Origin of the sequence: Serratia grimesii NBRC 13537, from assembly GCF_001590905.1 — a bacterium.
Taxonomy (GTDB): domain Bacteria; phylum Pseudomonadota; class Gammaproteobacteria; order Enterobacterales; family Enterobacteriaceae; genus Serratia; species Serratia grimesii.
Window position 1 is genome coordinate 270,702 of the sequence record NZ_BCTT01000010.1, and the last position, 15,816, is coordinate 286,517.

The 15,816-nt window shown below is 52.9% G+C and carries 14 protein-coding genes; 7 read left to right on the forward strand and 7 right to left on the reverse strand.

Annotation, left to right across the window (positions count from 1 at the left end; all coding sequences use genetic code 11):
- Positions 1 to 17: 17 nt before the first annotated feature.
- Positions 18 to 2,387, forward strand: a complete 2,370-nt coding sequence (ygjK, locus tag SGR01S_RS13040) for an alpha-glucosidase (protein ID WP_370452809.1) — start codon at positions 18 to 20, stop codon at positions 2,385 to 2,387.
- 44 nt (positions 2,388 to 2,431) lie between these two features.
- Here the strand turns inward: ygjK and SGR01S_RS13045 are convergent, their stop codons facing one another.
- From SGR01S_RS13045 to SGR01S_RS13055, 3 genes are all read right to left on the reverse strand, one after another.
- Complete coding sequence (locus tag SGR01S_RS13045) at positions 2,432 to 2,857, reverse strand: universal stress protein (RefSeq protein ID WP_037420387.1); 426 nt, start codon at positions 2,855 to 2,857, stop codon at positions 2,432 to 2,434.
- A gap of 145 nt (positions 2,858 to 3,002) precedes the next feature.
- Complete coding sequence (locus SGR01S_RS13050; RefSeq protein WP_037420385.1) at positions 3,003 to 3,521, reverse strand: hypothetical protein; 519 nt, start codon at positions 3,519 to 3,521, stop codon at positions 3,003 to 3,005.
- A gap of 116 nt (positions 3,522 to 3,637) precedes the next feature.
- A complete protein-coding gene (locus SGR01S_RS13055; RefSeq protein WP_061807644.1) occupies positions 3,638 to 4,462 on the reverse strand; it encodes a carbon-nitrogen hydrolase family protein in 825 nt (274 codons plus the stop codon).
- 87 nt (positions 4,463 to 4,549) lie between these two features.
- On the opposite strand from SGR01S_RS13055, the gene SGR01S_RS13060 reads away from it, so the two are divergent.
- The 6 genes from SGR01S_RS13060 to lhgD all read left to right on the forward strand — a co-directional run bounded on the left by SGR01S_RS13060 (position 4,550) and on the right by lhgD (position 11,359).
- A complete protein-coding gene (locus SGR01S_RS13060; RefSeq protein ID WP_218000719.1) occupies positions 4,550 to 5,329 on the forward strand; it encodes a helix-turn-helix transcriptional regulator in 780 nt (259 codons plus the stop codon).
- Between the two features lie 130 nt (positions 5,330 to 5,459).
- Positions 5,460 to 6,275, forward strand: a complete 816-nt coding sequence (gene metQ, locus SGR01S_RS13065) for a methionine ABC transporter substrate-binding lipoprotein MetQ (protein WP_061807645.1) — start codon at positions 5,460 to 5,462, stop codon at positions 6,273 to 6,275.
- A gap of 182 nt (positions 6,276 to 6,457) precedes the next feature.
- Complete coding sequence (locus tag SGR01S_RS13070) at positions 6,458 to 7,492, forward strand: TAXI family TRAP transporter solute-binding subunit (protein ID WP_037420377.1); 1,035 nt, start codon at positions 6,458 to 6,460, stop codon at positions 7,490 to 7,492.
- Between the two features lie 9 nt (positions 7,493 to 7,501).
- Positions 7,502 to 9,457 (forward strand): TRAP transporter permease, encoded by a 1,956-nt coding sequence (locus SGR01S_RS13075; RefSeq protein ID WP_061807646.1) that lies wholly within the window; start codon positions 7,502 to 7,504, stop codon positions 9,455 to 9,457.
- Positions 9,450 to 10,166 (forward strand): FadR/GntR family transcriptional regulator, encoded by a 717-nt coding sequence (locus SGR01S_RS13080; RefSeq protein ID WP_037420372.1) that lies wholly within the window; start codon positions 9,450 to 9,452, stop codon positions 10,164 to 10,166. Before SGR01S_RS13075 ends, SGR01S_RS13080 begins: the two co-directional genes overlap by 8 nt.
- 2 nt (positions 10,167 to 10,168) lie before the next feature.
- Positions 10,169 to 11,359: an L-2-hydroxyglutarate dehydrogenase gene (lhgD, locus tag SGR01S_RS13085; RefSeq protein WP_037420369.1), complete on the forward strand. Its 1,191-nt coding sequence runs from the start codon at positions 10,169 to 10,171 to the stop codon at positions 11,357 to 11,359.
- Between the two features lie 2 nt (positions 11,360 to 11,361).
- Here lhgD and SGR01S_RS13090 read toward each other — a convergent pair whose 3' ends face one another.
- The 4 genes from SGR01S_RS13090 to SGR01S_RS13105 all read right to left on the reverse strand — a co-directional run bounded on the left by SGR01S_RS13090 (position 11,362) and on the right by SGR01S_RS13105 (position 15,771).
- Positions 11,362 to 12,126, reverse strand: coding sequence for an SDR family oxidoreductase (locus SGR01S_RS13090; protein WP_037420365.1), 765 nt, complete (start codon positions 12,124 to 12,126; stop codon positions 11,362 to 11,364).
- 135 nt (positions 12,127 to 12,261) lie between these two features.
- Positions 12,262 to 13,179 carry a sugar ABC transporter substrate-binding protein gene (locus tag SGR01S_RS13095; protein WP_037420362.1) on the reverse strand — a complete coding sequence of 306 codons (918 nt, stop codon included), beginning with the start codon at positions 13,177 to 13,179 and terminating at the stop codon, positions 12,262 to 12,264.
- Between the two features lie 61 nt (positions 13,180 to 13,240).
- The gene (locus SGR01S_RS13100; protein ID WP_037420359.1) at positions 13,241 to 14,269 is read right to left on the reverse strand and encodes an ABC transporter permease; all 1,029 of its coding nucleotides are present in this window, start codon (positions 14,267 to 14,269) and stop codon (positions 13,241 to 13,243) included.
- Positions 14,270 to 14,286: 17 nt separating this feature from the next.
- A complete protein-coding gene (locus SGR01S_RS13105) occupies positions 14,287 to 15,771 on the reverse strand; it encodes a sugar ABC transporter ATP-binding protein (protein ID WP_061807647.1) in 1,485 nt (494 codons plus the stop codon).
- Positions 15,772 to 15,816: the final 45 nt, after the last annotated feature.

The window sequence follows — 15,816 nt, forward strand, 5'->3', positions numbered from 1 at the left end:
CAAACATAATGAATATGATGAATAAACTGCCGCCTCTGGCCGTCGCACTCTCTGTCGCTCTGGCAATCTCGGGCTGCGCTTCTCACCCTAAGGGCGAAAGTGCTCTGCGAGCAGACAACTACAAAAATGTGATTAATCGTAGCGGTGCACCTCACTACATGCTCGACTACGATTTTGACGAACACCAACGCTTTAATCCCTTCTTTGATCTTGGTGCCTGGCACGGCCACCTACTGCCGGATAGCCCCGAAGGGGCCGGCGGCTTCCCCGGCCCGGCTCTGCTCACCGAAGAATATATCAATTTTATGGCCAACAATTTCGATCGTCTGAGCCTGTATAAGAACGGTGAAAAAGTCACATTAAGCATGACGGCCTACAGCATTCCCGGCGCGCTTATTCAACAGCTTAGTGCGCCCGGTATCAAGGTGACCCTGACGCTGCGTTTTGCGACAGCACGCACCTCACTGCTTGAAACCCAAATCACCACCGATACACCACTTGAACTGGTGTGGGACGGCGCACTGCTGGAGAAATACTACGCCAAAGAGCAGAAACCGCAGTCTCCTCAAACCATCGAGCAAGCCTTCCCGGGCTATACGCGGCATATTCTACCGACGGCTGACGGTCTGCGAGTCACCTTCGGTAAGGTACGAGCAGCTTCGCAACTGATGACCTCCGGCGAATCCGAGTACCAAATTCACAAATCTCTGCCACAGCAAACGACAGTAAATGGGCATCAGTTCACGTCTAGCGCTAAAATCGCAGGATCTACCACGCTGTATACCACTTACTCTCACCTGCTCACCGCCGCCGAAGTGCAACAGGAACAAAGCAAGATTGCCGCTATTCTCGCCAATCCACAGCACTATATGGCAGCTTCCGAGCAGCGCTGGGAAAACTACCTAAACAAAGGTTTGTCGAACCCACATGCCACTCAGGCACAAGAGCGCGTAGCGGTAAAAGCGATAGAAACATTAAACGGTAACTGGCGCGGCACGGCCGGGGCAATGAAGTTTGATTCGGTGACCCCCTCAGTGACCGGACGCTGGTTCTCAGGGAATCAGACCTGGCCTTGGGATACCTGGAAGCAGGCTTACGCCATGGCGCATTTTAATCCCAACGTGGCAAAAGATAATATCCGTGCTGTATTTGCCTTCCAGATCCAGCCAGACGATCCGCTGCGGCCCTGGGATGCCGGCTTTATCCCTGATCTGATCGCTTACAACCCTGGCCCGGAACGCGGGGGTGACGGCAGTAACTGGAATGAACGCAATACTAAACCCAGCCTGGCGGCATGGGCGGTCATGGAGGTATACAACACCACCGGCGATAAGCAATGGCTGGCCGAAATGTATCCCAAGCTGGTCGCTTACCACGACTGGTGGTTGCTTAACCGGGATCATAACGGTAATGGCGTACCGGAATACGGCGCCACACGGGATAAGGCACACAATACGCCGGATGGCCGAATGCTGTTCACTGTAAAACGCGGCCAACATGAAGAAACGCTGGCGGGTCTGAAGAATTATGATCGGGTCGTGCGTTCCGGTCGTTATGACAGTATCGACATTCCCGCCCAGGTTGCAGCCTCGTGGGAATCGGGCCGCGACGACGCCGCCGCTTTTGGTTTTATCGATCCAGACCAACTGGCCCGCTATCTGGCAAAGGGTGGCAAACGACAGGACTGGCAGGTGAAGTTTGCTGAAAACCGCACCGCAGACGGAACTCTGCTTGGTTATTCATTGCTGCAAGAGTCGGTAGATCAAGCCAGTTACATGTACAGCGACAATAAGTATCTGGCCAAGATGGCTGATATTTTAGGCTACACCACCGATGCAGCGACCTTCCGCAGCAAAGCCGACAAACTGGCCGACTACATCAATACCTGCATGTTCGATAAGCCCAGCGGCTTCTTCTATGACATTCGCATAGAAGATAATCCGCTACCCAATGGCTGTGCCGGTAAGCCCATCGTCGAACGCGGTAAAGGACCGGAAGGTTGGTCCCCTCTGTTTAATGGTGCCGCCAGCCAGCAACACGCCGATGCTGTAGTGAAAGTAATGAAGGATCCCGCTGAGTTCAACACCTACGTTCCACTCGGCACAGCAGCATTGACCAATCCGGCGTTTGGTGCGGATATTTACTGGCGTGGACGAGTGTGGGTAGATCAGCTCTATTTCGGGCTTAAAGGAATGGAAAGCTATGGCTATCGCGCAGATGCCGTTGCCATGGCACAGGCCTTTTTCAACCACGCCGACGGACTGGTCACTGACGGCCCCATCCGCGAAAACTACAATCCGTTGACGGGTATGCAACAGGGGGCACCAAATTTCTCCTGGAGCGCGGCGCACCTCTACATGCTGTATAACGACTTTTTCACTCAGTAAACTCACCGTTTCCCTGCCAGAATAGGCTACTGGCAGGGGTATGGCTATGATTTGATCGGAATCACCAATACATCGACGTTCAGCTGGTTAATGGCATGCTGGGTGGAGGAAAACAGCTTATTCCATAGGTCGTGATGATGGCCGAAGATCACCAGATCGATGTTTTTATCCACAATGGCATTTTTCAATTCTTCAATGAAATCGCCGCGCCCAATAATCACCTCGTTAATGGGGTGGTTCACGTTTTGGGTCAACGGTTCCAGCTCTTTTTTGATCTTGTCTTCAAACGACACGCCATCATAGCTTCTCTCTGAAAAGCCAATTGCCGCGTGGTAGGTATCGTAATGAACATCGACGTAGATCAGGGAAAGTTTTGCCTGCAACGCGTCGGCCAACCTCGCGCCTTTTTCCACCAGCCGTTTGCCGTCATCACTCAGGTCGGTGGCAATCACAATATGTTGGTAACACATAGCGCCTCCTGTCATTGATTCATAGAGACCCCAACTTGCGCGGCAACATTTATGTTGTCCCGTTATAGATAATTTTAGTTCAGAATCGTGTGGGATGAACGGGGATATTACGGTGGAATGGCCCCGTTACCGGGGCCAGGCAGGTTCAACGTACGCGTTGTGCTTCAAACCACACATTGCATACCGATAGGATCAGTGTGTTGGCGTCTTTGACCAACACATTATCCCCCGGCACGCCGTCAGTGCCCTGATCGGTGATACCTTTGATCTGAGTATCCGCATGCTGGATAACGACTCGCTCTACCGCAGGTGTACTGATCCCCAGCATTGGGAAGTCAATATAAGAGCTGCTGCCGGAGTTGTCCTCGACAAACTCCTGCGCCTCTACCGTGCTGACGGTGGCACCATCACTTTTCAGCGCGGTACCATTCCAATTGAAACCATCGGTCTTATAGCTGATTTTACCGCCGATCAGGCTTTTCGCCTGTTGTTCATCCCAGCACCCCACCGTTTGCGTCGGCAAGATCTTGCTGACATGCCAGTTGCCCAACAACGTTTTAGGGATGGGTTCCGCCACGGTCTCCGCCGCCTGTACCTGAATCGCTGATACGCAAGTCAAAACCACCAACGGCAGCAGCGCCTTACGCCACATGTTAAATTGCATTTTTATTTTCCTTTGGCTATTCGCGCCCCTGGAGGGCTTTCCGTCATCATAATGAGCCGGTGGAACCTCCGTCAAAACAAACTGAATACCAGAGCACAAACAAGGTAAATATGCCCTTATTTACTCAACGGCCACCGACAACGTCCCGCTTTATCCTCAGTCCACAGCGCCTCACCGCTTAACCGCCAGCGCCGATCATCAAGATAACGGTAGTGACGACGGGCCTGCTCCAACAGGGTGAAATCCAGTTCAACCGACAGCGCCCCAGCGTCTCGGCCCAGTCCGGCAACGTCGCGCCCTAGCGGATCGACAATCAGGCTTTCACCGGCAAATTGCAGTCCGTCGCCTTCACCACAACGATTGGTCATCGCGACAAATATCTGGTTATCCTGCGCACGGGCGATAGCCGCATGGCGATGCACCGGACCATAAGGATCCATATTGCCGTTCGTTATCAGTAATAGCTGGCAGCCCATCATGGCTAAAGCTCGCGCGTTTTCGGGGAACTCCAGATCGTAGCAAATCAGTAACCCAATACGTGTACCACGCCAATCACCACAGACCAAGGCATCGCCAGGGAGCACACTGGTGCGTTCATCTGGCCACAAGTGTGTTTTGCGGTAATGCAGATAGATACCCTGCTCGGGCGTGATCAACACCGTGCTGTTAAACACCCCTTCGGGGGTTCGCTCAAGAAAGCCTGTCACCAATGCAACGTCATATTGACGGCTGGCCTGCACCAGTTGTGCCAACTCATCACCGTCCCTCTGCAAGGCATAATCAGTGTCACCCTGCGCAGCGGCAAAGCCGGTCAGGTGAGTTTCAGGAAACAGGATCACCCCGCTCATTTGACCGTAGCGTTCAATAAATGCCAAGGCCTGAGCCAAATTGTCAGCAACACATCCTTCCCGGCTGGGTAGCTGAGCCAAGGTTATTTCCATATCATCCTCCACACGGGAACACAGTAATTTTAATGCTAGTATGCCCGAAACAGCCGTTCTGGCTATTCCATAACAGGGGTAACATCAGTGGGTAACAGCAGCCCTATTTCAACCGAGACATTGGCCTGGCACCGGGCTTTTGGCCAACTGGTCGATAACCTCGACGGGCCTGACTTCTGGCTCAACTGCACACGCCTGCTGCGCGGCCATCTGCCGTTCGAAAACTGGGTGGCGTTACTGTTTTCTCCACAGCATCCGCCGCAGATCCTTGCCGCCAGTGACGAAAGTGATGGTTGTGATGAAGCACTGTTCGATGATTATCAAAAAGGGTTGTACCTGCTCGATCCTTTCTATCTCGACGCCTGGGCACGACAGCGCAGTGGGTTGTTGCGTCTGGATGACGTTGCCCCGGCCAATTTTACGGCAACGGAATACTACCAACGCTACTTTAACTATAACGTTGGCGGTGATGAGGTGCAGTTCAACCTGTTGGTCGAGCCGCAGCGTATGCTGTGCCTGTCGCTGGGCGCATCACAACGTTATAGCGATCACCACATCGGCGTACTGGAGCTGGTCAAAAGTTGGTTGCTGCCGTTAATGCGCCAGCGAATCCGCTTTGAAAACACTAACGATGACGGCGACGGCAATTTCTCACTGTCATCGTTACCTGTCGGTGTACAGCTAACGGAGCGAGAAAATCAGGTAAGCCAACTGATGCTGGCTGGCTGTTCCACAAAGGAGATTGCCCGCCGCTTACAGATTTCAATCGAAACCGTGCGAGCGCATAAAAAGCACCTGTATTCAAAACTGAGCATCAACACGCAGTCCGAACTGTTTGCGTTGTTCTGGCGCAACCGCGGAGCTTAGTACGATTCATAGCAAATCGTTATTAATCATAGTGAATCAGTATTTTATTTTAACCAGGCGATTATCTAGAGTCACTACCACTATTCAGCCTGCGATAACCAGCAGGCTATTTTGACAAGGACTCTGGGAAATGACATTTACACTGAAAAAACTCACTGCGGCGCTGGCTATAACCAGTACCCTTCTGCTGACTGCCTGTGGGCCTACGGCGCAAGACGATCACCATATCAAAGTCGGCATCAGTGCCGGCATCGATCAGTCATTGTGGGCAGTGGTGCAAAAAGTCGCAAAGCAGAAGTACGATTTGGATGTTGAGGTGGTGACATTCAATGATTACGTGTTGCCCAACGAAGCGCTGAATAATGGCGATCTTGATATCAACGCCTTCCAACATAAACCTTATCTGGAAAAGCAGAGCCAGGAGCGCGGCTATAAGCTGGTAGCGGTGGGCAATACCTTTGTTTTCCCCATTGCCGGTTACTCGAAAAAAATCACCGCGCTCAACCAATTGCCAGACGGCGCACAAGTCGCCGTACCCAATGATCCAACTAACCTTGGGCGTTCTCTGCTGCTGTTGCAAAAACAGGGGCTGATCGTGCTGAAAGAGGGTGTTGGACTACTGCCTACCGCGCTGGATATTGTCAGCAATCCGAAGAAACTGAACATCGTCGAGATCGAGGCACCTCAGTTGCCACGAGCATTGGATGACAAAAAGATTGCGCTGGCAATTATCAACACCAACTACTCCAGCCAAATCGGCCTGTCACCGGCCAAAGATGGGTTGTTTGTCGAAGATAAGAACTCACCCTACGTCAATATCTTCGCCAGCCGGGTGGATAACCAAAATAACGAAAACGTGAAAAACCTGGTCAAGGCCTATCAGACCGATGAAGTTGCCGCCAGCGCGGTCGAAATCTATAAGGGCGACGCGGTTAAAGGCTGGTAATTTACACATCACCCCATGGCGATCGTCATGGGGTTCTTTCTGTCTCCCCCCGGTTTTTTGTTCACTTTTCACCCATCAAGATCACAAATCAAACAATTCCTGCTAGGTAAAAAAAGCTGCAATGTTGTATACAAGTTTGTGTAAATGTTTTCTATTTGTTTCAAAAATCTCTGGTGAAAATAATGAAAAATAGAAAAATCAAACTGTTACTGATAGCTGGTGCAATGGTTGGCGTCGTGGCACTGGCCGTTGCCGGGAAGGTAGAAAACGCCGACAAGACTTTTCTTTCGGTTGCGACGGCCTCCACTGGCGGTACCTATTATCCGATGGGCGTCGGGCTGGCTAACGTCTGGAGCAACCGGCTGAAACAAGACGGTATTCAGGTCAGCGGTCAGTCCTCCGCTGGATCGATTGAAAATATCGACCTGCTGCAGAAAAACGAGGCTCAACTGGCGATCCTGCAAAGTCTGATCGCCGTAGAAGCCTATGAGGGTGTGCGTAATTTTGAAGGCCGCGCTTACGGACATTTGCGTTCCATCTCCATGCTGTGGCCAAACGTCGAGCATTTTGTGATGCTGGAAAACAAGGTGAAGGACGGCACGCTTAACGATATCGCCGGGACCCGTTTCTCCGTGGGCCCACAAGCCAGTGGAACCGAGCAGTCGACGCTGATCATTCTGCAAGGCGTTAACCTGAGCAAAAAATCGCTGACGCCAGAATACCTGGGCTATGGCGATACCGTGTCAGCCATGCGCGACGGCCGACTCGACGGGGGGGCATTACCCGCTGGCGTACCAGCCGCAGCGGTGACCGACATGTATGCCAGCGGTGTACCTTCACGCATTCTCGACGTCACCGATGAACAACTGGCCAATATTAATGCTATCGCCAATTCCTGGTTCCGCTTTGATATCAAAGCCGATACCTATCCGCGCCAGAGTAAAGCGGTAGCCACTATCGCCCAGCCTAATATTCTGGTGGCCCTGAACAGCCTCGACGAAAAGCTGGTGTATGACCTGACCAAAACGCTGTTTGAAAACCTGCCGGAAGTTCATCAGGTACACAGTGCCGCCAAGTACATTTCACTGGAAAACGCACTGAAAGGCGTCTCGGTTCCGCTGCACATTGGTGCCTATAAATATTATCTGGAAGCCGGGGTCACTGTGCCCGACTATCTGATCCCACCGGAAGCGGCAACACTGGCTGCCAATCGATAAGGAGGCCGTATGAGCATGAATAATCTAACGCCGCAAGATGCCGTCGATCTGGATAAAGAAGCCGGTGCCGGTAGCCGACCGTTGAGCGGCATCTATTTGCAGTTGGCCACGGTGCTGGCCATCGCGATTTCGCTGTATGCTATCTATGCGAATGCGCTGTCGAATACCCAGGAGTTTTACCGCAATACGACCTTCCTCAGCGGCATTTTGATTCTGGGTTTCATTTTGTTCCCGGTCTCTCGCCGCTACGCCACCAGCAAGTTCAACCGTTGGGATTACCTGTTTATTATTCTGACGTTGGTCAGTTACGGCTATTTCTATGCCAGCTATCTGGATTTGCACGTAGTACGCAAAAGCATCCCCAATACCACTGACTACGTGATGGCGGTGATCGGTATCGGTGTGTTGTTTGAGGCTGCGCGTCGTACCACCGGCTATTTCATCCCCGGTCTGGCAACCTTCGCCATTGTGTATGCGCTGTTCGGCCAATACTTTATGGGCATCTTTGGCCATGGCGGTTTTTCACTTGAACGTTTGCTGTATCGGCTGTTTATGACCAGCGAAGGGATATTCGGCATCACCTTGTCCACCGCTTCCACCGCGATCGTCGTGTTTATTCTGTTTGGCGCATTTCTCAGCGTCAGCGGTGCCACGGCGCTGTTTAACGATTTGGCACTGGCGATTGCTGGTCGTCGTCGCGGCGGCCCGGCGCAGGTCGCGGTGATCTCTTCCGCGCTGACAGGCTCTCTGAGCGGCAGTGCCGTCGCCAACGTCGCCACCACCGGCACGTTCACCATTCCATTGATGAAAAGCATCGGGCTATCGGCCCGCTTCGCTGGCGCAGTCGAAGCCACCGCCTCCACCGGCGGGATGATCATGCCACCGATTATGGGCGCGGCAGCCTTTATCATGGCCGGCTTCCTCGGCATCTCGTACACCACTATTGTGATTGCTGCCATTATCCCTGCATTGCTGTACTACGCGGCGCTGATCATCGCCATCGATCTGGAGGCAAAAAAACAGGGTCTGAAAGGCATCAGCAAAGAAAACATTCCCAAAGTGAAGGCAGTATTGAAAGCACGCGGGTTGCTGTTACTGCCGCTGATCATTGTTATCGGTACCCTGTTATGGGGTAAAACACCGATTTACGCAGGTTTTCTCGGCATTATTTCAATCATCGTCGCCAGTTGGATTACGCCTGATACATCAGTGCGTATGACCCCAAAGAAAATCGCCGCCGCCCTGAACGAAGCAGCACGTGGGTCGATTCAAGTAACGGTTGCCTGTGCCGCCATCGGGGTAATCATCTGTGTGGTGACCATGACCGGTATTGGCTCGACGCTGGCCTTCAACATTGTCGCCATGACCAACAATACCCTGTGGATGATCCTGCTGGTGGTGATGCTGGTGTGTATCGTACTGAGCATGGGTCTGCCGTCCACGGCACTGTATATCGTGGTTGCGGTCACGGTCTCTCCGATACTGATCAAGGCCGGTGTGATGCCACTGGCAGCACATTTCTTTGTATTCTGGTTTGGTGCCTTATCCAACATTACCCCACCGGTTGCACTGGCCAGCTACACCGCCGCCAGTATCGCCCGGGCCGATCCGATGCAAACGTCCTGGGACGCAGTACGGTTGGCACTACCGGGCTTTATCATCCCGTTTATTCTGGTCTACAACCCGATGCTGCTGATGCAGGGTGACGATCTCAACACGCTGTCGGTGATCCATATGGTCATCAGCGCACTGGTCGGGATTTATGCGCTGTCGATTGCCAGCGCCAATTTCTGGATGATGAAAACCCACTGGCTGGAGCGTGTCCTCTTCACTCTGGCCGCTATTCTGCTCATCAAACCGGGTCTGCTGACCGATTTGGGCGGTGCTGCGTTGATTGTCACCGCAGCTTCCGCGCATCTGTTACGTTTCAGGCGAAGCAACGCGCAGGGGGCGCTGAATGGTTAATAAAGTCACGCGTCAGAAAGCGTCTCATCAGGTGCTGGCACAGTTAAAAGACGGCATCAACGACGGCACCTTCCCGGTTGGGGAAAAACTGCCGTCAGAAAACACGCTGGCGGAAGCATTCGGCGTCAGCCGGGTACCCGTACGCGAGGCACTCGGCATACTGGAGGTCAGCGGCATTATCTCCTCACGCCAGGGCGGTGGTCATCGGGTTGAACAACACTCGTTACTAAGCAAGTACCAACCGTTGGTGATGGAAATTGCCGATCCCAATGAGGTTGAAGCACTGTTGGAAATGCGTGAAGTGATTGAGCAACAGGCAGCCTGTATGGCTGCCGAACGCCATACCGCGGAAGATCTTCTGGCCATTGAACGGGCACTCAATGACTTCAAACGCTGCACCCTCGACGACGGTCTCATTGGGCACCGGCAGGATTATTTGTTCCATCGTGCCATTATGCAGGCTTCGCACAACCCATTTTTCGTGCAGATTCTCGATAACATGCACGAACTGTATTTGGGTGTGTTGGTGTATTCACTCAGCAAGAATTTGGGCCGACAGGCCGAGCGTCAACGGGTGACCGACGAACATGAACGGGTGTTTTTGGCGATCAAGGCCCGTGACCCGGCAGCGGCCACAGCCGCCATGCAAAACCATCTCAGTAACGTACGCGGCAAATTACGCCGCCTGGACAATGAGGAGTTAGGGTAACCATGTATGACGTGATCATTATCGGTGCTGGCCTGGTGGGTCTTGGTGTCGCCAATGCACTGCAAGAGGCTAACCCCACGCAACGCATCCTGATACTGGAAAAAGAGAGCGGCCCGGCAGCGCATCAAAGCGGCCATAACAGTAACGTGGTGCACTCGGGGATTTACTATGCTCCCGGCAGCCTGAAAGCGCGACTGGCAAAACAGGGGAACCAAAGCATGTTTGCCTTCTGCCGGGAACACGACCTCTATCACGACCAATGCGGTAAGGTGATCGTGGCGACCCAGTTGAAGGAACTGGATTTGCTGGAGAACATCTACCAACGTGGGCTGGAGAACGGTCTGGCAGTCAGCCGCCTGTCGCAGGCACAGCTCAAGGAACGTGAACCACACGTCAATGGGATCGAGGCGCTGCTGGTGCCAGACGCCGGTATCGTCAATTACAGCGAGGTGGCGGCAAAACTGGCAGAAATTATTCAGCAACGTGGTGGTGTAATCCATTATGGACAACAGGTCGAGGACATCAGCGAAAACAGCGACGGCGTAAGCATACGCACGCAGCACACGCAGTATCAGGCCAAATGGTTAGTGAACTGCGCCGGTTTGTTCAGTGATCGCATCGCCGCCCTGGCGGGCTACCAGACAGGCATGAAAATCGTACCCTTCCGCGGTGAATATTACGTGCTGAACAACGAAAAAAACTACCTGGTGAATCACCTGATCTATCCGGTGCCTAATCCCGACTTTCCGTTCCTCGGCGTACACTTTACCCGCATGTATAACGGTAAACGCGACGTGGGCCCAAATGCTGTACTGGCATTCAAACGCGAAGGTTACCGCAAATGTGATTTCAACCTGCGAGATCTGGGCGAAGTACTCAGCTATCGTGGTTTTTGGAAAATTGCCGGCAACTATTTGGGGGAAGGTTTGGCAGAAGTCCGCCGTTCCCTATCGCGACGGCGCTTTACCGAAAATGCACGGCAGTTGATTCCCGCACTGCAACCGGAAGACATTCAACCCGGCCCCGCAGGAGTTCGTGCCCAAGCACTGACCGCCGACGGGAAACTGGTGGATGACTTCCATTTTGTAAAGGGTCGCCGCTCACTGCATGTCTGCAATGCCCCCTCCCCAGCAGCAACTGCCTCACTGGAGATTGGGAGAGAGATCGTGCGGCAACACCTGTCTGCGCTGTGATGTTAACCGCGCTTTATGGATACGCCACCGTCGACCAGCATGGCGGTACCCGTGACGAACGACGACGCGTCGGATGCCAGATAAAGCGCTGACCTGGCGATCTCTTCGGGGGTCGCCAACCGTTTCAACGCATGCAAGTTGACGACGTGCTTCAATGCCTCAGGTGTGCTGCTCATTTGTCTGCCCATTGCGGTATCCGTGCCGCCAGGCAGCAATGCGTTAACCCGGATCCCCTGACCGCCGAACTCAACCGCCAGCGCCTGCGTCAAACCAATCAGACCTGATTTGCTGGCGGCATAAGCCGCAGTACCGGGAAAAGCCGCAGTATAACCGACAAAAGTGGAGGTGAAGATCACCGACCCCGCGCCACGGACCAGCATGGCGGGAATTTGATATTTGGCCCCATAGTAAGAGCCGGACAAATTGGTCTCGAGTACCTCACGCCATTCATCCGCATTCAACGTCAACGATGGTCGCATTGGGCCAAGCGTACCGGCATTGTTAAAAGCAATGTCTAAACCACCAAAATTGCCAACCGCCGCATCGACCAACGTTTTAGCAAAGGCTTCATCCTTTACATCCCCTGCCACCCACTCCGCCCGGCCGCCCTCGTGTCGAATCTCTGTCGCCAGTTGTTCAAGCTGTTGCTCGCGCCGAGCCCCCAATACCACCGAGGCGCCCATTCGGGCGAAAAGCAACGCTGCGGCTCTACCGATGCCTGAACTGGCGCCACTAATAATCGCCACCTTACCGCCCAATGTGTTCATTTATCATCCTCATCAAATCAGGAAGCCACATTGTGGGGGAATAGGTCATGTGATGCTCGCTGTAAGCGGACATCTAATTGGCGCAGCAAAAAGGGCGCTGCATGCAGCGCCCTTTTTGCGTTTGGGAAATCTTGGTTACTTCGCCGCGTACTTTTGCATATTGGCCGGGGTCACCAGCTCAAACGGGATCCAATAGTAAGGATCCAGCTTTTCACCTTTAATCATACGTTGCGCTACATCAACCGAGGCCTTGCCTTGCCCGACAGCATCCTGAAAGACCGTTACCTGCATCTTGCCAGAAGATAGTGCCTTCAGACCATCGGGTGTCGCATCAATGCCGCCAATCAGCACTTTGCTGTCATGCTTACCGGCTTGCTGCAACGCCATGATCGCGCCAATCGCCATCTCATCGTTATTGGCGGCGATAATATCGATAGACTCACCGTTGGTGATCCAATTCAGCATCAGATCCATCCCTTCGCTGCGCGAGTAATTGGCACTCTGCTTTTGCACGACCTTCATTTTTGGATACTTCGCCACCACCTGTTCCACATCCTTGGTACGTTGCAGTGCACCGGCGTCGGTCAGGTTACCGATCATCACCGCTACGTTACCCTGATAGTTGGCCAGCCGTGCCAGTTCTTCCATCTGCAATGTGCCGGACTGCTTCTCGTCGGAACCAACAAACACCACGCCGGAAGGCAGTTTGCTGTCGCCCGGCGTGCGATTCACATACACCAGGGGTATACCGGCTTTCGTCACCATTTTGGTAATCGCAGGCGTGCCCGCCGAGTTAACCGGATCGACAATAATGGCGTCTACCCCGGCGCTGATAAAGTTCTGTACCTGATCGGCCTGGCGACCAACGTCACCGCGTGCATCTTCAAATTGCACCTTGATACCGCGTACCTTGGCTTCTTTGTCGATCGAATGGCGAATGATGGTCAGAAAGTTTTGGTCAAAGTAGGCCATCGATACGCCAATAGTTTCCGCCAACACAGACGTGGAACAACTGAGCGCAGCGACCAACACGATTCTTTTTAAATATTTCATGATGATTCCCCAGGGTAAAAAAAACCGCCGGGCAAAATGCTCCGGCGGAAATTCACGGCAATCAGTGTTTTTTACGGTTGCGCCGCATGTCGATAGAGACGGCAGCGACGATAATCACGCCTTTGATAATGTCCTGGATATAGGAGTCCACACCGACAAAGGTGAAACCACTTTTAATCAACCCGAGGATTACCGCACCGATCAGTGTGCCGGTAATACGTCCGACGCCCCCCATGAGACTACTGCCGCCAATCACCGCTGCGGCGATAGCGTCCAGTTCATAAGACATCCCCATGCTCGACTGGCCACTGCTGACGCGTGCCGCCAACACCACACCCGCCAAGCCCGCTAACCCCCCGGCAATGGTATAGACCATCACCAGGTATTTATTGACGTTAATACCGGACACTCTGGCAGATGTCATGTTGCCGCCAATAGCGTAGATGTATTTACCGTAGCGGGTATGTTTCAGAGCGATATGGAAGATCACCGCAATCACCAGGAAGATAATCACCGGCATCGCACCCTGACCAATGGACGTAAACCCATCTGACAGGAAGCTGACCGGGTTACCCTGGGTGTAGTACTGTGCCAAACCGCGTGCCGACACCATCATGCCTAACGTCGCGATGAACGGCGGAATACCGGTGCGGGTAATCAGGAATCCGTTAATAAAGCCGCAAATAATGCCCACGCCGATCCCCGCACCAATCGGGATTGCCGCAGGCAGATCAAGCAGTGCCGGGTACATCGGTGAAATACTGTCGGACGTTTGCGCCAGACTGGCGGCTACCACGGCGGTCAAGGCAATCAACGAGCCAGAGGACAGATCGATACCGGTAGTGATAATGACCTGAGTAACCCCCACGGCAATGATGCCGATAATTGCCACCTGCAACACAATCAGCAGCAGGCGGTTAGGGTTCATCAGAAATGATTGGTCACGGATGTACCAACCGAGAATTTCAAACACCAACGCAATACCGATCATCACGATAAAGATGCCAGTGTCTTTCGGCATTTTGCCACTCAGGCCAGAGAACAGTGGCGCTTTACCCGCAAGCGGCTTCTCAACTTTTACATTACTCATGGTGGTTCACCTTTGCGTTATTCAGAGGCCAGCGCCAGGATTTTTTCCTGATCCGCGTCGTCTTTATCCAAAATGCCGGTAATACGGCCGCCGTGCATCACCATCACCCGATCGCTCATACCGAGGATCTCCGGTAATTCAGATGACACCAAAATAATGGCGACGCCACGGTTCGCCAGCTCGCTGATCAGACGATAGATTTCTGCCTTCGCGCCCACATCTATGCCGCGCGTAGGTTCATCGAGGATCAGTATTTTCGGTTGAGCCAACAGCCAACGGGCAATTAACACTTTCTGCTGATTGCCGCCGCTCAGGTTATTGATGATTTGGTCCATGGTCGGGGTTTTGATATTGAGCTTTTTGATCTGCTCCATGCAGTCTTTGGCCATCTGCACATGGCTGACAAACCCATTTTTGCCAATATATTCCGACAGATTGACGATGCTCATGTTCTCGACCACCGACAGCACCAGGAATAACCCTGACTTCTTGCGATCTTCGGTGAGAAACGCTAACCCAAGCTCGATGGCCCGTGAAGGGGAATCCACCTTGGTAGCCTTGCCCTCAATGAAAATGCTGCCGCCGTCCGCCGGATGCATGCCAAACAGGCTTTCCATTACTTCGCTGCGACCAGCGCCTACCAACCCGGCAACACCGAGGATTTCGCCGCGCTTAACGCTGAACGAGACATCATGAAACCAGTCGGCACGACGTAGCCCTTCGACCCGAAGCACTTCCTCACCGATATTGTTGTTGAATTTGGGGAACATCTGGGTCAGTTCGCGCCCAACCATCATGGTGATTAGCGACTGTTTAGTCAGGTTTTCGGTTTTATCGCAGGCGATAAACGTACCATCGCGGAAGATACTCACCTCATCGGTGATAGCAAAAATCTCGTCCATCTTGTGGCTGATATAAATAATGCCTTTGCCCTGCTCACGCAGTTCACGAATGATGGCAAACAGATGTACTACCTCGCCTTCGGTCAGTGCCGACGTAGGTTCGTCCATGATCAGCACATCCGCGTTGTAGGAAACTGCCTTGGCAATCTCGACCATTTGCTGGTTAGCAATGCTCAATTCACCCACCAGCATTTCCGGCTTGAGTTTGATGTTCAGTCGGGCCAGTAATTCACGGGTTTTCTTGTTCAGTTGATCATGATTCACAAAACCAAGCTTTGCCGGTTCGCGCCCCAGCCAGATGTTTTCCGCCACTGTCATATAAGGTACCAGGTTGAGTTCCTGGTGAATCATGGAAATACCCGAATACAGTGCCTGCAACGTATCGCTGAATGTCACAGGTTGGCCTTTTATTTTGATGGTGCCTTCATCAGGGTGATAAATGCCGATTAAACATTTCATCAGCGTGGATTTACCCGCGCCGTTTTCTCCCATTAATGCGTGTACGCTGCCTGGTTTGATTTTAATAGAGACTTTATCCAGCGCCTTCACGCCGGGAAACTGCTTACTGATGCCTTCAGCCTCAAGAACATAAGGATACATACAAATAACCTCCGCCGTTCGTCAATGCATCCCTGCCGTATTTAC